We start from the raw sequence: 23445 nt of genomic DNA, 5'->3' as shown, positions 1-23445 counted from the left end.
TGTTCCTCTAAGAGAAAAAGCATTAAATCGTTTCCCGTGTATCTTTTTCATATGTTTGAAAAGTAGCATCGGATATCAGCAATTTACATTCTCCTCACTTAATTTTTAATAATGGACGGGAGTTAGTAGCAGTTTAAAAGAAATAAAGTAGTAACTCTCAAAACAATTCCACTCATCGCCATTTCATTTTTAAATACACTTCATCAGCTGACACGACTTGAAATCCTAGTCGCTCATAAAGATTTCTTGCAGGATTTGTATGAAGAACTTGCAATATCACTGATTTATGTTCTTTTTGTGCCTTTTGCTGAAGTTGGGTAATGAGATATGTCCCTACTCCATTTCCTTGGAAACTTGGCAAAATAGAGATATCGATAAGATGATAATGTTCTGGTAAGCCCTCTGTTAATAATCTTCCAATATATTTATTATCTAAAGTAATAATACAGTGGCTTGCCTGCGGGAATTGTTGCCTATAGGAAATTTGTTGTGCACACCACTGCATTTCTAAAAAATGTTGCATTTGCTCAACAGACCATCCCCATGAATCTAGTTCTTTCCTTCGGGTAGAGGAATAGACTTCGTAGAGAAATGACTCATCATCTTTCGTAATAGTTTTAAGTTCTACTCTCATACTATCGCTCCCATCTCTCCTAAAATTTTTAGCAGTTATAAAGATGAATCACACAAATATTTATAGCTATTTAGTCTAAAAGTCGATCTGACCACTACTCCTTATTGTTTCTCCTGATTTTAATAGATTAGATGCTCTTTTATTTAGTATCTCTTAAGAAAAATGCGATACTGCCAGTTTTAAATAATAGTTAAATAATTTTTATGTAAATTGAAAATTCTGAAAATATATATCTTATTTATTTCTTAATACCTACTAGAAAATTCAAAGGTTTTGTTTTTTTGGAGACTTTTAACTTTTTTTTTATTATATTATAGGTCTATAGATTCCACCATGAAATCATTCCATTTTTTAGGTTAATTTTTCTTAACCTTTTGTTATGTAATGAAGCTAGATATGAAAAAATAGTTCTCCCTGCATTATCATGTAATCAAAATGACTGTTAAAAAATAATAAAAATCTGCTATTTTTCTAGCAGATTCTTTTAATCGTTCACATTATTAATCTAATTGGAATCGTGAAAAGATCTTCCATACTAGCTCATTGCGATTCGAGACATTTATTTTTTGAAAAATAACCTTTAAATGATCTTGGACTGTATAGGTTGAAATATGAAGATTATAGGCAATCTCTTTTGTTGGAATCCCTTTAATAATTTCAAACACCACTTCCTTTTCTCTAGGCGTCAGGTTATAGGCTGTTATTAAAAAATTTAACATTTCTTTCGGTGATGCTTCATTTATTAATAAAGCAATTTGCTGGTTATGTTGGCCTGTCAGCATAAGTGATGCACGAATAGCAATATAGCCTGTATCCTTGATAGGGACTATTAAAGAAGAACTGCTTTTGCAATTGTCAGCAAGTAGCTTTGCGCATATCGCTTGAATAGGTTTAGGCACTTGTATATCAGATAAGCTTTCATGCTTTCTTAAAATTAATAGCAATTCACTAGCCTTGGTATTATTTGAAAGAATTTTCAACTTTTTATCAAAAATAATAATGCCTTGTTCTTCTTCTATAGCTGGAATCCGCTCCTCGATAATATAATGATGAAATTCCTTTAAAGCCTCGCCCATAACTGGCATCAGAATTTTTATCAGTGCTAGATCTTTATCTTGAAATAAGGGCTGTTCATTTTCAGCTCTTTTGAATAGCGTTAAAAAACCGTAGCATTGTCCTTGATATGTTAATGCAGCTCGTATCTCATCGGTAAAGCCTTTGGGAACTAACACTTCTCTATAACGCAAACTTTGGCTTATCGAATCACTTAGCCTTCCTAAATACTGACCACTGCATACTAAAAACTCATATTTATTTATATCCTCTGTAGCATATTCTAGTTCCATAATCTTATGATGAATAGCCTCTATAGAATGCTCCGTTACAGCACCTACAGAAAAAAGTGTATGTGCATCCGTTAATGTACAGCAATAAGCATCAAAGTTTACTTGCTTTCGTAGAGCTTCTATCATTAATTGGCGGTATTCAAATGAATTTTTGCTGTGTTTTAAACATTGTTCAGATTTTCTTCGCCAGTATTGTGTGTCCCTCATTAAAACCTACCTCCCCCAGAAATATGGGATAGTTCTTTTTTTCCAAGCCTTTATAATTGAGAATAATTCTTAATTAAATTGTACAAGAGTTTCACAAGGAGGAATACTATTTTGAAGAAATTTTATTACACATTTTTTATTATCCTACTAGCAACTACTCTTATTAGCGGTTGCTCAAAGAAACCATCTCCTGCAACTGCTAATGATCAGGATTCAGATGAGCAGCATACTCTCAAGGCAACCATTAGTGCTCCAAAATCGCCAGCCATTTTCCCTAACATCTTGCTGGCACATCAACAAAAGGATATTGAGCTGATCACATGGGAAACAGCAGATACCCTTTTAGCTCAAATCCAAAAAGAACAAGCCCAATTTATGGCGATGCCTCTTAACATGGGCGCAAATTTATATGCGAAGGGTATGCCCTTACAGCTTATTCAAGTCAATACATTTGGCTCTATGTTTCTTGTTTCAACCGATAACAATGTTCACGAAATAGAAGATATAGCACATCAAACGATTTTCGTCCCTAGTCAGGGTGGTCCGCCGGATATTTTAACAAATTACTTAATCGCTCAACATAATATTCCAGATGTGAAGCTATCCTTTGTCAATATCTCAGAAATCGGTCAACAGCTAGCATCAGGTGCTATCCAACATGTTGTTATTCCAGAGCCCTTGTTAAGTATCGTACAAGCAAATTTACAGACGGATTTACATATCGTCATCAATTTTGAAGAAGTATGGCAGAAACAATTTAATCAACAGCTACCTCAAACCGGTATTTTTGTAAATAAGGCTTGGGCATCTAGTAACCAACAAGCTATTAAACAATTTCAAGCTCTTTCTGGAACAGCAATAACTGATTTATATCAACAGCCTGATGTTTCCTTGCCTTTATTGAGCGATTTTTTCAAAAGTAAGGAAAAAATCATGAAAAATGCATTAGCAAATAGTTCCTTACACTTTCAAACCGCTCAACAAGCTCGGAATGCTATAGAAGCTTACTTTAAAATTTTACTAGAGATTGCACCTGACTCTATAGGTGGTGCATTACCTGATGAAGACTTCTATTACAGTGAATAGTCTGCTACGTCCAATAGGTAGCATCACCATATTAGTTCTTGCCTGGTTTATATTGGCTACTAAATATCCTGATGTCCTATTACCCAGTCCTATTGTAGTTGCTACCGTTCTCTTCAAACTATTAGGAAATTCTGTATTTTGGTCGTCCTTCTTTATTACAGTATTATCTTTTCTAGTCGGGATACTGCTGTCTTTGTTAGTCGGTAGTATCTTAGGAATCATAGCAGGTTTATCCAACATGCTGAAGGATGTTATAAAGCCGCTTATTACCCTAGCTCAATCCATTCCACCAGTTTCATGGATGCTATTTACCGTTTTATGGTTTGGTGAACAAGGTGGTGCTCAAATCTTTATTGTTTTCATTACCTTAGTACCTATTTTTTTCTTTAATGTCATGAAAGGGATACTTCAAACGCCTCAAGAACTGCTCGAAATGGCTCAATGTTTTAGCGTTTCACGTAAGAAAGTGATAAGTGATATTTATTTCCCTCAAGTATCACCTTACTTACATTCAGCTCTATTAATAGCAGTTGGAATGGGGTGGAAGACAATTGTCATGTCAGAATTAATTGTAGGACATGGGGGAATTGGCCAGCAGCTTAGTCAAGCACGTGTTTTCTTTGATACGCCAACAGTATTTGCTTGGACGGTCATACTTGCATTGGTTGGTCTTGCTATGGAGATTTTCCTACAAAGATTCATAAAGTGAGATTTGAATAGAAAGGAGCCCAGCCTATTGTTAACCATAGAAAATCTATCTTTCTCAAGAAATCAAAAGCAGATTTTCCAACAGTTTCATTTACAAATAAGTCCTCATACTGTGACGTGTATTTTAGGCCCTTCAGGTATTGGGAAAACAACATTATTGAAGCTTATTGCGAATTTAATTCCACCAGATGCAGGATTAATTAGCTTTCCTATTGACTCACTAGGATATGTTTTTCAAGAGCCTCGACTTCTTCCTAGTCTTACTGTATTTGAAAATATTGCGTGGGTGGGCGAGGCGGTAGCTGAAGAAAGAATAGATCAATTACTGGAAATTGCAGGTCTTTATCATGCTAAAACAAACTATCCACATCAATTAAGTGGCGGTATGAGGCAGCGTGTCTCTCTTGTTCGGGCAATGGTCAACCAGCCAGCACTTTTACTAATGGATGAACCATTCCAGTCATTAGATATTCATCTAAAACAGGAAATGCTGCAATTAGTGCATACACTTTGGTTGGACTATCAGCCCACAGTTATATTAGTTACACATGATTTAAATGAGGCTCTTTATCTTGGACAACGAATACTTATTTTAAGTAACGGCCCAATACAAATAGTAGGTGACTTCACAAGACACTCAGCAACCTTTCATAAGGATGATTGCTTAAAGATGAAGGAGTTACTCTCCTCATCTATTCCCCTCAAAATTTAGGAGGCATTTTAATGAACAAATCATTACACAACTGGGACAATCCTTCTGTCTCTACGTATCAACAATCCATTCGTCAAAAAATTATTGGCTACGACCTTATTTATGACATGATGGCAAATATACTTCATGACTTCCCCACTACACATAAAATTTTAGTAGTAGGAGCCGGTGGCGGACAGGAATTACTAACATTAGGAAAATCATTTCCTTCTGTTCATTTCACGGCAGTTGATACATCTAAGGTAATGCTAGAGATAGCTGCTAAACAGATTGATTCGCTACCATATGCACTTACTATCGAATGGCTTGAAAGAGATTTATTGAGCTTGAACAGTAAAGAACTGTTTGATGTAGCTACCTGTCATTTAGTTTTACATTTTATTAAGGATCTTGATCAAAAAAGAGACATGCTACAAAAAATAGCTGATAACTTGAAGGACAATGGCGTGTTATTTATTTCATCGATAAATACTGATTTAACTTCCCAAACGTTCAAACAGGAGCTTCACTATTGGCGAAGTTCCATGCTCCATAACGGAATAAGCGAGGAACATTGGGAACTTTTTGAACACTCCTTTAGCATGACAACCCACCCGATTACTCTTGAATTGCTTATTGATTTATTGAAAGAGGCTGGCTTTACGACAATCCTTCCCTATTTTAAAACACATATGATTGACGCTTTAGTAGCGATTAAGGGAGAAAACACTAAATGAAAAAAGAAAATATTTTAATCATCGGCGGCTATGGTGAAGTGGGAGGTAAAATTGCAAAATTATTGCTGCAAAGCTACCCCAATAAAATATGGATTGCTGGTAGAAATATAGAAAGGGCTAGGCATTTCTGTATGCAGCACAATAACCTTATAATGCCTTTAAAAATGGATGTGTCAAAAAAAGTGCAACCAAAGCAATTAGAAAGCGTAGCATTGGTCATTATGTGTTTAGAGCAAGAAGATACTGCATTTGCACAGCTTTGCTTAAATGAAGGAATTATGTATATCGATATTACTGCAAGCTATACCTTCCTTAAAAAGTTAGAGGCACTCCACTTACTAGCTGAACAAAATCATTCAACAGTCGTATTTAGTGTTGGCATGGCACCAGGATTGACCAATTTAATGGCCATGCATGCTGCAAAGCAATTATCCTCCCTAGAGAAGCTGCATATTTCTATCTTACTCGGGGCAGGTGATACACATGGCACCGCAGCAATTCTTTGGATATTGCATCAATTAAATAAACCGTTTAGTAGCTATAATAATCAGAGAGTTACTAATTTTACTAATAGGAGAACTGTGGAATTTAAGAAGATTGGAAAACGTAGTGTATATCAATTTAATTTCTCTGACCAGCATACATTAACAAGGCATTTTCCTTCTATTCCCATCGAAACAAGATTAGGCTTTGATGTAGAGTCACTCAATAGATTCGTATCCTTTTTACAAAAAAGTAGAATTGCTTACTTATTAAAATTTAACCGTATTCAAACCTTGCTCGCTTCACTTATTCAAAAAATTAAAATTGGTTCTGATGTGTGTGGTATACAAATACAAGCCATTGGAAAAAAACATCACAAAGAAACAAGCTTTACATTAGACTTTCTCGACCGGGATGAATCTCTCGTAACAGCGAAAGTAGCAGCATTTATTGCGAAAGAGCTCCTTAACAACAATCATCCAGCAGGAGCCTATCATATTGAGGAGCTATTTACTTTAGAAACCTTACAGACTCAATTCGAAATGTCCTTTCAATAAAAAAGACATTTAGCACTCGCCTAGACGGGAGAGCTAAATGCCTTTTTTTTATAAAACCTTTTCTAAAAAATCCTTCGCACGCTGTGTTGATGGCGCTGTAAAAAACTGCTCTGGTGAAGCATCTTCAATAAGCTTGCCGCCATCAAGGAAAAGAATACGATCAGCAACCTCACGAGCAAAGCCCATTTCATGTGTCACAATCAACATGGTCATACCAGAATCTGCGAGGTTTTTCATTACAGCCAATACCTCTTTAACCATTTCAGGGTCAAGTGCCGATGTAGGCTCATCAAATAATATAACTTTTGGATTCATAGCAAGTGCTCGCGCAATGGCAACACGCTGCTTTTGTCCCCCCGATAAGCGATTTGGATATTCTTGACGCTTCTCAAATAGACCTACTTTCTTCAATAACTCTTCTGCTTTCTTGATAACAGTAGCCTTATCCATCCCCTTCACGTTAATTGGCGCATATGTTAAATTTTCAAGCACCGTTTTATGAGGGAAAAGATGAAAATGCTGAAATACCATCCCTACTTCTTCACGTATTTTCATTATATTTGTCCCTTTATCTGTTAGGACATCCCCTGCAATCGTTACCTTTCCACTTGTCGGAGTTTCCAATAAGTTTAAGCAACGAAGAAATGTCGACTTACCTGATCCAGAAGGCCCAATAATAGCAATTACTTCTTTTTCTTTAACTTCAGTTGAAATACCCTTTAATACTTCATTCTGTCCAAAGGATTTGTGTAAACCTTCAATTTTAATCACTTTTTCTCATTCCTTTCTCGATTCGTTTACCAAGGAACGTTAAAACAAGCGTCATGATGTAATAGATTATCCCTGCAAAAAGTAATGGCTCAAGATAACGGTATGTCGAACCCCCTACAATATAGGCACGACGCATAATATCTAATGCACTGATTACTGTCACAACTGCCGTTTCTTTATTTAATGTAATAAATTCATTTACTAAGGATGGTAAAATATTTTTTACTGCTTGCGGAATAATAATATCCTTCATCATTTTTGCATATGGAATACCTAGTGCCTGTGCAGCTTCCATTTGTCCTTTATCAACTGCATTGATACCAGCACGGATAATCTCTGAAATATATGCACCTGAGTTTAAACCAAAAGCAATAATAGCCGTTGGAATGGGTTCAATTTGAATATCTAGTAATTGTGGTACTGCATAATAAATAATCAGTAATTGTAATACAAGTGGTGTACCGCGGAAAATCGACGTATAGAAATCAGCAAACCAACGTAAAAAATTCACTTTACCAATTTTACATAATGCTAAAAGTATACCTACGATAAAACCAATGATGGATGCACCGATTGCAATTTGAAGTGTAACACCTATCCCTTTTAAAATATAAGGAATAGAGGGAACGATAGCTGTAAAATCTAAATTCACAGCACTCCCTCCTTTCTTTTAATAGAAATGAAAAGCACAAGCGATAGCCCAAAAATAGAGCTATCGCATGCTTTAATTATTCAACTTTTTCTAACCATTTTTCTTCAAGCTCTTGAATTTTGCCTTCTTCAGCTAGTTCTTTTAATGCTTTGTTAATTTTATCTTTTAAACCGCTTCCTTTTGGAACAGCGATCGCTTTAAAATCTTCTGGTTGTTCTTCTACAGGAAAGGCTACTAATTGATCATTTGTTTTTAAATAGCCTTTTGCAACGCCACCCTCTAAAATACCTGCATCTAAACGTTTAGACATCATATCTTGAACAATCTCAGGGATTCGTGTACGTCCTTCTACTGTTACATCAACCTTTTTCGCAATTTCATTCCCTAAATTTTCTTGAATAGACGCTGTCTGTACACCAATTTTTTTACCAGCTAGATCAGCTTCTTTTTTTATACCGCTATCCTTTTTCACAATAATTACTTGCTCTGTTTCATTGTATTTATCAGAGAAATCAACCACTTTTTCACGCTCTGTGTTCGGTGTCATACCAGAAATAACGACATCAACTTTACCTGCCTGTAAAGCTGGTACGAGACTGTTGAAATCCATATCTTGTACCTGCATGTCAACACCGATTTTTTCCCCAACTAGTTTAATTAAATCAATATCAAAGCCAATAATTTCTTCACCTTTTGCTGCATCCACATATTCAAATGGTGCATAATCTGCTGAAGTTCCAACTTTTAATACTGATTTGCCCTCTATAGCATCAGTGCTTGAACCTGAATTACTTACACTATCATCTTTCGTGCCACATGCGGCCAGTAGACCTATAATGGCTAAAAGCATAATCATAAATATTTTATTTTTCATCATTCAATTCACTCCTTTTATTTATTATTTATTGTGTATGAGCATATTATTTTCGGAAATATTTAGTTGGATATTTATTCATATTTAAGAATAAAAAATCTATCTGCTAATTAAGATATACTCTTTTAAAATAATAATCAAGACAAATATTAAAATTTTCAACAAAATATTATACACAGAATCTTCTAATAAATCAATTTTTTAAACTAAAAAATAGCATATGAAAGATATGTTACTATATCTTTCACATGCCATTTGGTATGTTTATTCTTTTAACGCCGCTGCTTGTATTTCATAAAATGCCCAATGTTTATTTGTAATATCTGTAAATAGTGAAAATTCTTCGTTTTGACCTGCTATTGGGTGTTTAAATAAACGATTCAGTACCTTTACAGCTTGTGCACGTGTTAACGACTTATCTGGAGCAAACTGAGCCTCTCCCATTCCCGTCATGATCCCCATCTGACTAATGCGTTCAATTTCTTTAGCAGCCCAATATTGAGGTGCTACATCCTGATAAGTGATCTTATGCTTATTGATCTCGCAATAAGGATATTCTTTAGGCAATACCTCACATTGTTTATCTATCCAACGCACCGCAATTACTGCCATTTGAGCACGTGTTATACCATCATTCGGTCCAAAAAGATGATCACTATAGCCCCGCATCATTCCCTGCGTGTGTATATACTCAATCTCATTCTTTGCCCATGATTGTGCGGTATCTGAATATGATACAACCTTCGTATTCGGTACATTATTATTACTTAAATTTCGTGCCAACATACTTGCCATTTGCGCTCTTGTGACAGAGGCGCTCGGGCGGAATGTGCCGTCTGGGTAACCTTGGATATATGGCGCAGAAACTGATTGCTCCGCCACAACCTCTTCCTCAATTTCAGCTTCCTCTTTCGGCTGCTCCTTTTTCACTGGCAAGTATAAAATCGAAAATGTTGAGAATTTGGTTACTTCAAATTGAAGGCCCTTTGTTCCTTCTTTGAAATCTACGATATTTCCACGTACTACTTCCCTCGTTCCATCACTATGCTCAATATACACCGCTAAATGATCCAACTGCTCCTGTGTGATAGTTTTTGGTAATGGCAATGTTAATGTCACGGGGCGATTTTGCATATTTGTTTCAATCGTCATTGGTTGCCCAAGTAATGTTACGGTTGCACTACCAGCTAGCTGCTGTATCGCTTGCTCCGCTTTTGCATGCTCCTCTAGTTGCTGTTGCATTTCCAGCGACTTTATAGGAACAACACGGAAATAAAAATCTGCATCAAAATTCGCTAAGGAGGCTGAAGGTATATCTAGCTTTACCGTTTCCATATCAATGCCTAGACCTGTTTGACCCTCTGACAATAGCTGAGCTGCTTCCTTTGCGATACCAATTGTTGTTTCGCTAACTTGCTGCTGCTCATCTGGAATAATAATACGTGATTTTTTATTTGCTTGATGTGCTAATTTTTTAATCGACTCCTTGGCATTAGCAGTTGTAAAGTTTACTTTATCCTTTATAACACCACTACTACTATCACGTGAAATCACTGTTTGTACAAGCACCGAATCTGGTTGATTTGCGTTTACCACATTGACCGTGATTTGGTTTGATGTAGAAGATGCTGGTGGATTTGGTGTTGACGTTGTATCTGGAACTGATGGTCGTGAGCTAGTAATCCATTTTGCATAAAGTGTTATATTTTCTGTCACTTTATCTAAAGCAAAATTCCATTGTGTTTGCAATGTGCTATCTTTGTACCAGCCTGCAAATACATAGCCTACTCTCGTTGGTGCTGTAGGTGCTATTATTTCTTCTCCATGCACTACTGCTGTTGGTTCTACCGTGCTTCCACCATTTTCTTCAAATAGCACTGTATACGCAGTTGGTGCAACAGCATATATCGCCATCGCCTGTGGCACAGTTTCATTCCAGTGCTCTGTTAACGAATAATCTGTAAACCAGCCTTTAAATTTTGGATTACTTAATTTCTGTTGTCCAAACGCCATGACCCCTATTGTATCAACGGCTCCCTCGAATACTACCTTTACCAGTTTATTAGACAAAAATGCTCCTTGGCTAATAGATGTTACATTTTTCGGTATCACTAAATTTGTTAAACTACTGCCATCAAAGGCGAATTCTCCAATTTGTGTCACGCTTTCTGGTAGTGTGATTTCTGTCAGTTTATTATTAAAAAATGTATAGTCTTCTATTGTTGTAATGCCATCAGGTATATGGACACTTGTCAATCGATTGTCACTAAACGCCCACTCCCCCATAGAAATCACACTATTTGGTAGCGTTAAATTTGTTAATTTATTTTTTAGGAATGCCTCGTTCCCTATGTGCATTACAGTAGAAGGTAGCTCAAGGCTTGTCAAACCATTTCTGGCAAAAGCTAAAGCTTTAATTTCTGTTAGCCCCTCTGGCATTGTGACACTTATCAAATTATTTTTTTCAAATGCAGAATCCTCAATAATTGTCACTTTTTCAGGGATAGCAATATTGGTTAGTTTATTACCCTTAAACGCGCCAACTCCAATAGTTTCCACACTATTTGGTAAAGTGATGCTCGTCAATTGATTATCCCCAAATGCTAAAGCACCAATATATGTGACACTATCTGGTAATGTCACATTTCTTAACTTATTATCGTAAAAAGCGAACTCGTCAATAAATGTGACACTATTTGGAATCGTTACTTCTGTTAGGTTATTTCTTGAAAAAGAGGAAAAATCAAGTTTACTCAAACCTGAAGATAGCTGCAAACTTGTTAAATTATTATCTTCAAAAGCAAACATACCTATCTCTCTCACATTATCGGGGATGATAAGTGATGTTAATTGATTGTTCTGAAAGGCATAGCTTCCTATAAATTGCACACTGTTAGAAATCGTTAAACTTGTTAGTGCATTGCCCGCAAATGCTGCTGAACCAATATATGTGACATTATCAGGAATCACCATATTCGTTAGTTGATTATCATTGAAAACATATTCAGCAATTGATTCGAGTTCGCTTGGCAATGTAACACTTTGCAGATGATTGTCCGAAAAAGCAAATTGCCCTATATAGCTTACATCATCAGGAATTACTACATTTGTTAGTTGATTTCCACGAAAAGCCTGCTCACTAATCCATTCAAGTGTGCTTGGCAATGTAACACTTTGTAAATTTTTATTCTTAAATGCTTCGTTGCCTATTCTTTTGACAATCAATCCATCAATTTCTTCGGGAATTACTAAATTTGCTGGTGCATCGCCTTTATAATCTGTTATGGTCAGTGTATTATCATTATTTTTAACGATAATAAATGGGTTAATCCACTTAGCATATAACGTCATATCCTCTGTTATCGTATCTAGGAAGTCTAACTTATTCTCTAACTCTGGATCCTTATACCAGCCATCAAATACTAAGCCCGGTTTCTCTGGTCTTTCCCATATAGTTAAAAAATCATTTTCAGTAAAGGGTCTTGAAGCAATAGGGCTACCCCCATTTGTGTCAAAGGTTACCGTATATGTTGCGGGTCTTGCTGAATAAATTGTTAAATAATCACCTGTAGTCTGTCCATCCCAGGCCATATTCAGTTCAGGGTCTATAAACCAGCCATTAAAACCTCCACTTATATCTTGGTTATCAAATGCTCCAGCTCCAATTGTAGCCACTACCTCATCGAATACAACCATTCGTAAACGATTGCTGGCAAAGGCTCCAGCCCCAATACTCACCACTTCAAAAGGAATGAATACGCTTGTTAATTGTTTATTAGCAAATGCACCATCAGCGATTCCTGTAACCGCTATACCGCCAATGCTATCAGGAATCAGCAGATTAGCTGGTGGAATCCCATTATAGCCTGTAATCGTCCCATTATCGAATACAAATAAGCTGCTATCTGCTTTTACTGGTGAGGCAGGTAATTGAGATAATATAAGCATCACCATTAATACAATCAAGCCTATTTTTTTCATCTAATTAACCTCCATTCTATATTAAATAGTCGCTTCTACTAATTTCTAAAAACTACGTTCAATTGTCATCTATTCCTGTACGTCTCTTTCTGTGTGTTGTTTTATTTAGTATAAAAGAATTATGAATACTCTTGGCGTTAAGATTTCTTAACATCTATATAGGACAAAGCAAAAAGTCCACCAACTATTATTGGAAGTTGGTGAACTTTTTGTATACTTACTATTGTGCTGCCGCTTGAATTTCATCAAATGCCCAATGATTGCTTGGTACATCTGTGAATAATGGTGCTTGTTCACTTGCTTGCACTTCACGCTCAAACAATTGATTCAATACTTTCACTGCCTGCGCTCTTGTTAAATGTCCATCTGGATGGAATGTCTCTGCACTTGTGCCTGTCATAATGCCTTGTGCACTTACTACTGCAATCGCTTTGGCTGCCCAATGGTTAGCTTTTACATCCTTAAATGCTTTTGCCTGAGATGCATTTACTTCTCCATTTTCTGCTAGCCAGCGTGCCACAACGGTAGCCATTTGTGCACGTGTAATTGTGCCGTTTGGATTGAATGTTGTAGCTGTTGTGCCCTTCAATAAGCCTGTTTCTTTGACAAATTCAATGGCATCCTTTGCCCCATGCTTTGTTGTGTCTATAAATGTCGCTGTCGCTTCTGGAATAGCGTTATCTGTTAAGTAACGAGCCAGCATACTTGCCATTTGTGCACGTGTGACAGATGTATTCGGACGGAATGTACCGTCTGGGTAGCCCTGAATATATGGAACAGATACGGGTTCTTCTAGTATAACTTCTTCCTCCACCTGTACTTCCTCTTCTGGCTGCTCCTCTTTCGCAGGGGCATATAAAATGGAGAATGTGGAGAATTTCGTTACGTCAAATTGGATCCCTTTTGTTCCTTCTTTAAAATCAACAATCTGACCACGCACTACTTCCTTCGTGCCGTCACTATGTTCAATATATACCGCTAGATTGTCTAATTGCTCCTGTGTCACATCTTTTGGTAATGGCAAGGTTAATGTTACAGGACGATTTTGCATATTCGTTTCAATGGTCATTGGTTGTCCAAGCAATGTAATCGTTGCATTATTTGTGAACTGTTGGACGCTTGATTCTGCTTTTGCCCGTTCTTCTAGTTGTTGCTTTGTTGCTTGTGCTTTCACTGGCACCACTCGGAAATAAATATCATTATCGATATTTGTTAAAGATGATGAAGGAATATCAAATTTCACTGTTTCCATATCAATGCCTAAGCCTGCTTGCCCTTCTGCTAGTAATTGTGCTGCTACCTTTGCAATACCAATTGTTGTTTCGCTAACTTGTTGTTGTGCATCTGGAATAACCATACGCGATTGTTTCTTTTCTTGATTCACTAATTTTTCAATTGACTCTCTTGCATTGGCAGACGTAAAGTTCACTGTATCCTTTACGACACCACCAGTACTTTCACGTGTAATGACCGTTTGTACAAGCACTGCATTTGGATTGTTAGCATCCACTACATCTACCTTAATTTGATTAGTTGTAGATGGCGTTGATGATGTTGCATCTGAAGCTGGCGGTGAGGTTACACCTGGTGTTGACGTTACATTCCATTTTGCATAAAGTGTGATATTTTCTGTTACTTTATCCGTTTGGAAATTCCACGGTGTTTGCAGGGCGCTATCCTTGTACCAGCCTGCAAATGTATAGCCTGCTCTTGTTGGTGCGGTAGGTGCTATAATGCTTTCACTTGGTGTTACAACTTTCTGCGCAACTATGCTACCACCGTTTGTATTAAATGTCACCATATAGCCTGAAATGCCTGTTGAATAAATCGTCATTGCCTGTGGGACAGTCTTATCCCATAGTACAGATGGTTGCATAGAGCGGTCTGTATACCAATCTGTAAATGCTGGTGTGACATCTTGTGAAACGAAGGCTGAACCATCTATTGTGCTGACAGCTCCTTTAAATTCCACTTTCTCTAGCTTATTGCCTTTAAATGCCGTGCTCGCAATCTCCCCCACCGTAGAAGGAATCACTACACTTGTTAACAAATTCCCCGAAAAAGCGGATGTCTCAATTCTCTTAACACCTTCTGGAATCACAACGTCCGTTAAAGTTTGGAACATAAAAGCGGAACTCCCAATTACAGTAACAGGCTTACCATTAATTTCAGCAGGAATGACTAATTCTGCTGGCACAGTGCCATTGTAGCCTGTAATTTTTACTGTACCATCGCTATTGTCAGATGTAGTAAATGGGCTTGCTGCTGCCCATTTTGCATGTAGCGTTATTGGTTCAGTTACTGGATCCGTTGCAAAGTTCCATAACGTTTGTAAATCCTCACGATACCAGCCATCAAATATATAACCATCTTGTGTTGGGTCCTCTGGCTTCGTGACAAGCTCTCCAGCTGCTACAACTTCCGTGTTCACTGTACTTCCGCCATTTGTTTCAAAGGTTACTTCATGTGTTGTTTGCGGTGTAGAATAAACTTTTAATGCAGTTGTTACAGTTTGTTGATCCCAAGGAGTTTGGATATTACCATTTATAAACCACTGAGTACTCATGTTATTATCTTGGAAATTAAATGCACTAACATCGACTGTTACTGGCGGATTTAGTGGTTGTTTAAATTCAATTGTTTTTAATTTATTAAGTACAAATGCTGAATGACCAATCATGTTTATACTAGATGGGAATGTAATACTCTCTAGCTCATTTCCTACAAATGCACTATTTCCTATCTTCTCAAGATGACTTTCCTCTTCAAATGTAACTGTTGTTAGTTTATTCCCAAAAAAGGCTGATTCACCTATTTTTGTGACACTTGATGGAATTGTAATTGTTACTATATTATTCCACGTTCCATCCAGAACTGTAGACGAAAAAGCATTATCCCCTATCTCAGTTAAGTTAGATGTCGGTTCAAAACTTACTGATGTTAGTTTATTTTGCTGAAAGGCATTATTACCTATCTTTTGGACAGAAGAAGGGATAGTAACGCTTGTTAGTTCATTTAGTAGAAAGGCACTTACCCCTATTTCCTCCAAATTAGAAGGTGACTCAAACGTTAAAGAGGTTAGTTGACTGAACATAAAGGCATTGTCGCCTATCTTTTGAACGGAAGAGGGGATTTGGACATTCCCTAATGTATTGCCAGTGAAAGCTCCAATTCCTATTTCTACTAACTCAGATCCTGGTTCAAATGTTAAAGAGGTTAGTTGACTAACTGAAAAGGCAACATTCCCTATCTTTTGAACGGAAGAAGGGATTTGGACACTCCCTAATGCATTGCCAGCAAAAGCTCCTTCCCCTATCTCTACTAACTCAGACGCTGGCTCAAATGTTAAGGATGTTAATTGCCTATTTGAAAAAGCGGACTCTTTTATTGCTGTTACGTTTTTTTCAACACCCCCATCCCATAAAGTGCGTGGAATAACTAAGTCCCCGTCTGGGATTAATCCCGCATACCCAGTAATAGTTAAACCATCTGGATTTGTTTCCGTTAGAAAACCGCTATCAGCCTTTGGGGATAGCAACCCTAGCTGTGACCAAATAAATACCGCAATAATAAAGATACTACTCCATTTTTTTATCATCTACTATTCTCCTTTTTCTGTGTATTGTTTTATCAAGTATAAAAGAATTATGAGCATTTTTAGCGTTAAGATTTCTTAACGTTCAGCCTGCTTCTATTTTAATAAGATAGGCTATCTTGTATAATCCAACTAAAACCATGTTGAGTGAGTGAGGGAGTGGCAGGTTAAGGGGGCTTTTAAAAATGAAAAAATTATCACTATTATTCGCGATTATTATCGGGTCACTGCTGTTAGCGAGCGTTACCTTTTACTTAACTCAACCTAACTCGCATGAACCCCAAGCAACGAAAGGTGTTATAGATTTACGTCATTATACATTTCATGATAATGCCCCTGTTAAATTAGATGGAGAATGGGCATTTATTCCAAACCATTTGGTTGATGGTGCGGCCTTCGATACTTATCAAAGCTATCTTGTAGATGTTCCTTCACTATGGACAAAATATACCATTGATGGGCAAACACTTCCCTCATTCGCAAGCGGGACTTATCGGCTAAAGATTTTAATAAACGATCATGAGGATATTTTAGGGATTAAAACGAACATCATTCGTATGTCCAATGCAATCTATATGAATGGGCAGCGCATTGGACAAAGCGGAGAGCCAGCTGAGGATGACCGCTATACGCCGCACAATACACCATACACTGCTTATTTTTCACCTGATCAACATGAATTGGAATTAATTGTGCATGTAGCAAACTTTGATTATGCACCAGGAGGAGGGATTATTAGCTCCATTTTCTTGGGTGATCAATCTAGTATTACAAAGCTTCGTGAAGGAGCACTATTCTACGATTTAATTACACTAGCAGCTTTTTTAACAATGTTTATCTACTTTTTTGGCTCTTATCTTTATTCAAAATTAGGCATCGAGCAGCTTTACTTTGCGTTATTTTGCTTTGCTAGTGCGCTCTATACCCTTACACATGGCGAAAAGCTGTTACTAGCCTTTGCCGATATGAGCTATGCACCATTTCAAAGTATACAAATGATCTCAAGTATCCTTGTTGGCTTTTCGATATTGCTCTATTTTTATCGCGCTTTGCCACAATATATGAATTATTGGGTGGTAAAGGTATTATCTGTTATTGGGATTTTAATGATGCTCATTATGATATTGCCAGCATCCATCAATTCCAAATTACAAGATGTTAATTCCTTATACATATTTATCAATATCGTTTATATTTTTTATGTCCAAATTATCGCCATCTACCGACGTGCCCCTGGTGTAATGTATTTAACATTAAGCTCATTAGCGATTCTGCTTTATTTTATCGTTGCTACATTAAATACACATATTAATATTGAATTAAATGCCCTGCCACCCTTGCTGCCGTTTATTTGCTTAACAATGCTTTCCTTATATATTTCTCACCGTTTTACCGATTCCTATTTAGAGAAAGGCAAGCTTACAGAGGCACTTATGCGTGTGGATCAATTAAAGGATGAGTTTCTTGCTAAAACATCACATGAATTTCAAACACCCTTGCATGGCATTATTGGGATTTCCCAGTCTATGCTAAATGACAATAGCAAGCCTGCCTTAGCTGTGGAACAGAAGGAAAAAGTAACACTTATTTTTAATATCGCTGAACGCCTCTCCTACTTGATCAACGATATACTTGATTTTTCAAAGTTAAAGGAAAATGAATTAACACTGCGGATAACACCTGTGGATTTATTTGCGGTTACACATATGACTGTGGAGGTGCTGTCCTATACGATCAGTAAAAATGTAAAAATCTACAATAATATTAAACGGGGGAGCTTTGTCCAAGCAGATGAAAATCGACTTCGACAAATTCTCTATAACTTAATTCATAATGCAGTGAAGTATACAAATAAAGGACAAGTTGATATCACTTGCTATGAGGAACAGGCATTTTTAGTGATCGATATCCAAGATACTGGCTGTGGCATTGCACCCGAAAATTTAACAACAATTTTCAACCCCTTTCACCAAGTCAAGCATTCCACTGGTGGTACCGGTTTAGGATTACACATTACAAAGGAACTTGTGGAAAGACAAGGTGGTAAAATTAGTGTAACTTCTATTGTCGGACAAGGGACAACATTTTCTATCAAACTACTAAAAGCTCAGCCGATCCATGAGGAATCCCTAACAATGCCCACACAAAATTATCAACAGCCTTTCCTAACATTCCCACATATTGTTGAGAAAATAGGGAAGAAAAAAATTCTTATCGTGGATGATGACGCTGTTAATTTAAAAGTATTAATTGATATTCTCACACAGGAACACTATTCTATTATTGCAATTGATAATGGGGAGCATGTTTTTGACCAGCTCACCCAACATCCTGATATTGATTTATTAATTTTAGATATTATGATGCCTACTATTTCTGGCTATGAGGTTTGCCAACAGATTAGAAAAAATTATACATCTACAGAGTTACCTATTTTAATGTTAACAGCAGCCGTGCGTCCAGAAGATATGATTGCAGCCTTTCAATCGGGGGCGAATGATTTTTTACATAAGCCGCTCGATATAGCAGAGCTAAAGACACGTGTACGCAATCTTATTTTATTAAAGGATTCAGCCGAAACAGCAATTGCTATGGAAACAGCCTTTTTACAAGCTCAAATTAAACCGCATTTTGTTTATAATGTATTAAATTCTATTTTATCGCTTAGCTATATAGATTTGGAGCAGGCGCGAACAATGATTACAAACTTTGCTACCTTTTTACGCAATAGCTTTGCCTTTGAAAATGCCAATAGCCTTGTTCCTTTAGCAAAAGAGCTTAGCCTTATTGAGGCATATATCAATATTCATTGCACACGATATCCTGAACAATTAGATTGGGAAATTTGTATGGATAAGCCTATTCACTGTCTTATTCCACCACTTCTGCTTCAGCCATTAGTGGAAAATGCCCTTCTTCATGGGCTGAAGATAAAAAAAGAGGGTGGCAGGCTACAATTATCGATCACACAGGAGCAGCAAATGGTAATCTTTAAACTCACAGACAATGGAATCGGCATGTCTCCAGCACTTTTGCAGCAAATTCAAAATGGTGAAGTAACTGCTAGTCAAGGGATCGGCCTTCTCAATATTTCAAAACGATTAAAAAAATTTGAAAATGCAACAATTCATTTTGAAAGCATGGCCAATAAAGGAACAACTGTCGAAATACGCTTTCCAATTATTTCAATAGAAGGGGTGTGAACATCTTGTTAAAAGCAATCATTGTAGACGATGAAATTTTATCAATCCGTTTATTAGAATCCATGTTACAGACAAGTGGCTCTATTGAGGTGATCGAAACCTTTCTAAACCCAAAGGATGTCTTAGCTCATATTGATACATTAAAGCCTGATATTTTATTTTTAGATATCGAAATGGCTGAAATGACTGGACTTGAACTTGCTTCTAAAATAGAGGATGCCTCACATCAAATAGATATCGTCTTTGTGACAGCATATGAGCATTATGCTTTAGAGGCATTTGATGTACAGGCTACAGACTATATTCTAAAACCACTTGATTATAATCGATTATTAAAAACGATTGAGCGGCTATATGAACGACGATACCCTATGAATTCAATCATGTCGATTGAACATGAGTCAACTAAAGTTATTCATACATTACTATTCCATATACATTCTGGAAAAGTTTCAATTGGTGATTCTGTACTTACTTTATCCACAAAGGAATTTCAAATTTTATTCTTTTTAGCACAGCATAACTATCAGGCCTTTCCAGCGGCTGAGCTATACCGACGTATTTGGGATGAAGATAGCATTGGGCAAACACAGGCATTACGAGTGCATATTAGCAATTTAAGAAAAAAGCTAGATGCGATTCCAGAACAACCAGCTAAGATTGTGATGGCAAGAGGCGCTGGCTATCAGTTAGTTTTTCAGCATGGATAGATAGTAAAAAGGAAGCTGTTCGTTTTATGAACAACTTCCTTTTATGTTTGTTATTTTGAGGCCTCCACTTGAATTTCATAGAATGCCCAATCTGTTTACACATTTAATGCATATCAGGAAATGGTCAAAGAAAAAGGAATTACCGTGAGCATGTCCTATAAAGATGAAATAACCCATCACCAGTTCAATACTGTCAACTGGCTGTAAAAGTAAGATGTTTTCTTACTGTCTCAACAATAATACGCAGTACTCTTCTTTCTAGCCTATATTTTTTTCTTCTGGAAACAGCTTTGACTTTAACTCGTCCTCTCCAGAGCCTTTTGCTAAAGGAACGTGAGAGCGATAAGCAGCACGACATACTAGATGTCCTGCAACAGGTGCTGTGGCAAAGACGAAAAGAATCCCTAAAATTAATCGTACACTGACATAGCCATCATGCACCCAAAAGTAAATAAATGTACCTAATAGACATGTTAATACGGATAATGTGGAGCTTTTGGTAGCAGCATGTGAGCGTGTATAAACATCTGGCAGGCGAATCATACCAAATGCACTAATCATGCTGACAATTGAGCCAATTAAAATTAATATGACTGCCCCCCATTCAATCATTTGATTTACGTTCAACAATCACACCTCTTTCAATATATTTGCTAAAGGCAATTGTTCCAATAAACGCTAATATTCCTAAAATCAGAATGGCCTCTAAATAAGCCTTTGTTTTTAAAATAATCGAAACAATGGCAATGGCTGAAAGCAGATTGACACCAATTGTATCGAGTGCTATAGCACGGTCTGGCATGGACGGCCCGCGAATGACACGATACAGTGACAATGCGATGGAAATACTAAAAAAAGCAAGAGCTAGTAATAAGATGTTGTCAATCATTAACGTGTCACCTCCATAATTGCTTGTTCAAATTTCCCAATTGAGCGAATAACAGCGTCCTTCGATTCCTCAATATCCATTGCATGAATATAAAATACGTCGCCCTCTTCAGATACTTCCATCACGACAGATCCAGGGGTTAATGTGAGTAACACCGCTAGTGCTGTAATCTCCCAATCACCTTTTAACACGGTCTTATAAGTAAAAATACCAGGCGTAATATTTAGCTTTGGTGTCATGATTTGTTTTAGTACACTATAGCTTGATAAAAATAGCTCCCAGTTGAAAAGCCATAATAATTTTAGAATAGAGAAAACTCTTCGCAAGTAAAATTGAGTGCCATAAAAGCGATGCATTGCATATAAAATTCCTATTCCTACGATAAAGCCCATTAAAAACGTTGAAAACTGTGGTGTTACTTCATCCTGCAAAAGCAACCAAAGTGTCGCGATAAATAAATTTAATATAAACTGCATCGCCATTATTTATTCACCTCACCCTGCCATAATTCTCCATCCAATACTGGGTCAATATACATTGAAGGCGTATAAAGTGTTTCTGCTGCATCTGTTACAAAAGGTGCTAATTTTTCAGCGCCAACCCCTAAGCCAATTGTACAAACAGCCAATAATGTTAATGGGAGCATCACACGCTTTGGCAAAGGCTTTTCATCCTCTAAGCTAATAATGGTTTCGCCAAAAAAGGAGGAAAGGAAAATTCGTAACAGTGAATATAAAACAACTAAACTAGATAAAAATCCTAGACCTAGTAGCACAAAATTGCCACCCTCTATTGCACCCTGTCCAATTAATACCTTCCCTAAAAAGCCGCTTAATGGTGGTATACCCGCTAATGAACACATGGCAATAAAAAATAACCAGCCAAAGAAAGGATAATTTCGAATAAGCCCGCTCATTTTATCAATCACTGTTTCCCCAGTTAAATAGATCATCATGCCGACTGCTAAAAACAGCATAGCTTTTGCAACCATATCATGCATTAAATAATAGATAACTCCCTGCAAGGCTGATTCTGTACCAATTGCGAGACCAGCTACGATAAATCCAACCCCAATCAGCACATTATAAGAGGCAATCGTTCTTACATCACGTCCGGACAAAGCACCAATGCAGCCTGCCACAATTGTTAGCCCTGCCATAATCCCAAGTACGGTGTGTGTCACTTCTGTATTATTTGGGAAAAGCAAGGTGAAGGAGCGTACAAGTGCATAAATCCCTACTTTTGTTAATAACGCTGCAAATAATGCCGCGACAGCTGTTGGAGGTACACTGTAGGAGCCTGGCAGCCAAAAGAAGAGTAAGAGTCCAGCCTTTAAGCTAAAGACAATTAAGAAAATGAGTGCCACCGTTGTAATCAGTGGATTTGCTCCTGCCTCCATAACACGAAGTGAAATATGTGCCATATTCAAGGTTCCAATCGTTCCATATAAGAATGCTAGCGCCACTAAGAAAATCCATGATGCTACAATATTAATTAATACATATTTCAATGCTTCACGCAGTTGAATTTTTTCACCACCTAAGCTAATAAGTCCATAGGAGGCAAGCAGCATGACTTCAAAGCAAACAAATAGGTTAAAAATATCACCTGTTAAAAATGAACCATTCACACCAGCTACCATCAGTAAGGTAAATGGATAAAAATACATCTTTTCATAGGAAAGCTCCATCGTAAAAATCGCATAGAGCAAGCAGATCACTGCAACAAGATTGGCAACTAGCACTAGTAAGGTTGCGAATGAATCTGCAACAAAAGAAATGCCAAACGGTGGTGCCCAACCGCTAAAATCAATGCGCATTACACCTTGTGCTTGTATCTCTAGCAATAAAACAATGCTAATCACAACGATAAAGCTCAGTGTTAATAAGCTAATAATGCGCTGTAAAAAGACATGCTCTTTTAAAAACACCAGTAAAATCGCTGTAATAACTGGCACGATTAATGGTAAAACGATCATATTACTCATCTGGCGTACCTCTCAATTCATCAAAATTCCCTGAACCATTTGTTTTGTACGCTCTATAGCCTAACACGAGAACAAATGCTGTGACTGCAAAGCTAATCACAATGGCTGTTAAAATTAAGGCTTGTGGTAATGCATCGGTATAAGGTCCCTCTGATTCGCCTAATAATGGTACGTCCCCTTTTTTAAGGCCGCCCATTGTTAATATAAGCAAATGGGCAGCATGTGATAATACAGCCGTTCCTAAAATAACACGCAATAACTGCTTCGAGAGGATTAAGTACGTCGCAACAGCTACTAATATACCTACTAAAACCAGTATTAAAGACTCCATTGG

General features: G+C 37.1%; 19 protein-coding genes. 7 read left to right on the top strand and 12 right to left on the bottom strand.

Annotation, left to right across the window (positions count from 1 at the left end; all coding sequences use genetic code 11):
• Window positions 1–172: 172 nt before the first annotated feature.
• Together MHB44_RS01135 and MHB44_RS01130 are read right to left on the bottom strand one after the other, a co-directional pair.
• Window positions 173–634: a GNAT family N-acetyltransferase gene (locus MHB44_RS01135; protein WP_341301240.1), complete on the bottom strand. Its 462-nt coding sequence runs from the start codon at window positions 632–634 to the stop codon at window positions 173–175.
• Between the two features lie 500 nt (window positions 635–1134).
• Complete coding sequence (locus tag MHB44_RS01130) at window positions 1135–2187, bottom strand: helix-turn-helix transcriptional regulator (RefSeq protein ID WP_341301239.1); 1053 nt, start codon at window positions 2185–2187, stop codon at window positions 1135–1137.
• 111 nt (window positions 2188–2298) lie between these two features.
• Between MHB44_RS01130 and MHB44_RS01125 the strand changes: the two genes are divergently transcribed.
• Genes MHB44_RS01125 through MHB44_RS01105 form a run of 5 tightly spaced genes read left to right on the top strand, consistent with a single transcriptional unit; the run spans window position 2299 to window position 6449 of the window.
• Entirely contained in the window at window positions 2299–3273 is a 975-nt protein-coding gene (locus MHB44_RS01125; protein WP_341301238.1) for an ABC transporter substrate-binding protein, read from the top strand.
• Entirely contained in the window at window positions 3248–3982 is a 735-nt protein-coding gene (locus MHB44_RS01120; protein WP_341301237.1) for an ABC transporter permease subunit, read from the top strand. Before MHB44_RS01125 ends, MHB44_RS01120 begins: the two co-directional genes overlap by 26 nt.
• Window positions 3983–4009: 27 nt before the next feature.
• Window positions 4010–4693 (top strand): ATP-binding cassette domain-containing protein, encoded by a 684-nt coding sequence (locus MHB44_RS01115; protein ID WP_341301236.1) that lies wholly within the window; start codon window positions 4010–4012, stop codon window positions 4691–4693.
• Window positions 4694–4704: 11 nt separating this feature from the next.
• Window positions 4705–5409: a class I SAM-dependent methyltransferase gene (locus tag MHB44_RS01110; RefSeq protein ID WP_341301235.1), complete on the top strand. Its 705-nt coding sequence runs from the start codon at window positions 4705–4707 to the stop codon at window positions 5407–5409.
• Window positions 5406–6449, top strand: a complete 1044-nt coding sequence (locus tag MHB44_RS01105) for a saccharopine dehydrogenase NADP-binding domain-containing protein (protein WP_341301234.1) — start codon at window positions 5406–5408, stop codon at window positions 6447–6449. Before MHB44_RS01110 ends, MHB44_RS01105 begins: the two co-directional genes overlap by 4 nt.
• Before the next feature lie 48 nt (window positions 6450–6497).
• Here MHB44_RS01105 and MHB44_RS01100 read toward each other — a convergent pair whose 3' ends face one another.
• From MHB44_RS01100 to MHB44_RS01080, 5 genes are all read right to left on the bottom strand, one after another.
• Entirely contained in the window at window positions 6498–7220 is a 723-nt protein-coding gene (locus MHB44_RS01100; protein ID WP_341301233.1) for an amino acid ABC transporter ATP-binding protein, read from the bottom strand.
• Window positions 7213–7872, bottom strand: coding sequence for an amino acid ABC transporter permease (locus tag MHB44_RS01095; RefSeq protein ID WP_131522151.1), 660 nt, complete (start codon window positions 7870–7872; stop codon window positions 7213–7215). The genes MHB44_RS01100 and MHB44_RS01095 overlap by 8 nt, the downstream gene beginning before the upstream one ends.
• Before the next feature lie 76 nt (window positions 7873–7948).
• A complete protein-coding gene (locus MHB44_RS01090) occupies window positions 7949–8746 on the bottom strand; it encodes a transporter substrate-binding domain-containing protein (RefSeq protein WP_341302900.1) in 798 nt (265 codons plus the stop codon).
• A 264-nt stretch (window positions 8747–9010) separates the two neighbouring features.
• Window positions 9011–12727 (bottom strand): leucine-rich repeat protein, encoded by a 3717-nt coding sequence (locus MHB44_RS01085; RefSeq protein WP_341301232.1) that lies wholly within the window; start codon window positions 12725–12727, stop codon window positions 9011–9013.
• A 220-nt stretch (window positions 12728–12947) separates the two neighbouring features.
• Entirely contained in the window at window positions 12948–16325 is a 3378-nt protein-coding gene (locus tag MHB44_RS01080; RefSeq protein WP_341301231.1) for a leucine-rich repeat protein, read from the bottom strand.
• Window positions 16326–16507: 182 nt separating this feature from the next.
• On the opposite strand from MHB44_RS01080, the gene MHB44_RS01075 reads away from it, so the two are divergent.
• Both MHB44_RS01075 and MHB44_RS01070 read left to right on the top strand, forming a co-directional pair.
• Window positions 16508–19525, top strand: coding sequence for an ATP-binding protein (locus MHB44_RS01075; RefSeq protein WP_341301230.1), 3018 nt, complete (start codon window positions 16508–16510; stop codon window positions 19523–19525).
• 5 nt (window positions 19526–19530) lie between these two features.
• Window positions 19531–20235: a DNA-binding response regulator gene (locus tag MHB44_RS01070; RefSeq protein WP_341301229.1), complete on the top strand. Its 705-nt coding sequence runs from the start codon at window positions 19531–19533 to the stop codon at window positions 20233–20235.
• 258 nt (window positions 20236–20493) lie between these two features.
• Here the strand turns inward: MHB44_RS01070 and MHB44_RS01065 are convergent, their stop codons facing one another.
• Genes MHB44_RS01065 through MHB44_RS01045 form a run of 5 tightly spaced genes read right to left on the bottom strand, consistent with a single transcriptional unit; the run spans window position 20494 to window position 23442 of the window.
• Complete coding sequence (locus MHB44_RS01065; protein ID WP_341301228.1) at window positions 20494–20862, bottom strand: Na+/H+ antiporter subunit G; 369 nt, start codon at window positions 20860–20862, stop codon at window positions 20494–20496.
• Entirely contained in the window at window positions 20840–21124 is a 285-nt protein-coding gene (locus MHB44_RS01060; RefSeq protein WP_341301227.1) for a Na(+)/H(+) antiporter subunit F1, read from the bottom strand. Before MHB44_RS01060 ends, MHB44_RS01065 begins: the two co-directional genes overlap by 23 nt.
• A complete protein-coding gene (locus MHB44_RS01055; protein ID WP_341301226.1) occupies window positions 21124–21606 on the bottom strand; it encodes a Na+/H+ antiporter subunit E in 483 nt (160 codons plus the stop codon). Before MHB44_RS01055 ends, MHB44_RS01060 begins: the two co-directional genes overlap by 1 nt.
• A complete protein-coding gene (locus MHB44_RS01050; RefSeq protein ID WP_341301225.1) occupies window positions 21606–23111 on the bottom strand; it encodes a Na+/H+ antiporter subunit D in 1506 nt (501 codons plus the stop codon). The genes MHB44_RS01055 and MHB44_RS01050 overlap by 1 nt, the downstream gene beginning before the upstream one ends.
• Window positions 23104–23442 (bottom strand): Na(+)/H(+) antiporter subunit C, encoded by a 339-nt coding sequence (locus MHB44_RS01045; RefSeq protein WP_004233143.1) that lies wholly within the window; start codon window positions 23440–23442, stop codon window positions 23104–23106. The genes MHB44_RS01050 and MHB44_RS01045 overlap by 8 nt, the downstream gene beginning before the upstream one ends.
• Between the last annotated feature and the right edge of the window lie 3 nt (window positions 23443–23445).

It is taken from the genome of Lysinibacillus sp. FSL H8-0500, from assembly GCF_038051955.1.
Classification (GTDB): Bacteria; Bacillota; Bacilli; order Bacillales_A; family Planococcaceae; genus Lysinibacillus; species Lysinibacillus macroides.
This window is presented reverse-complemented; position numbering and strand designations above follow the sequence as displayed.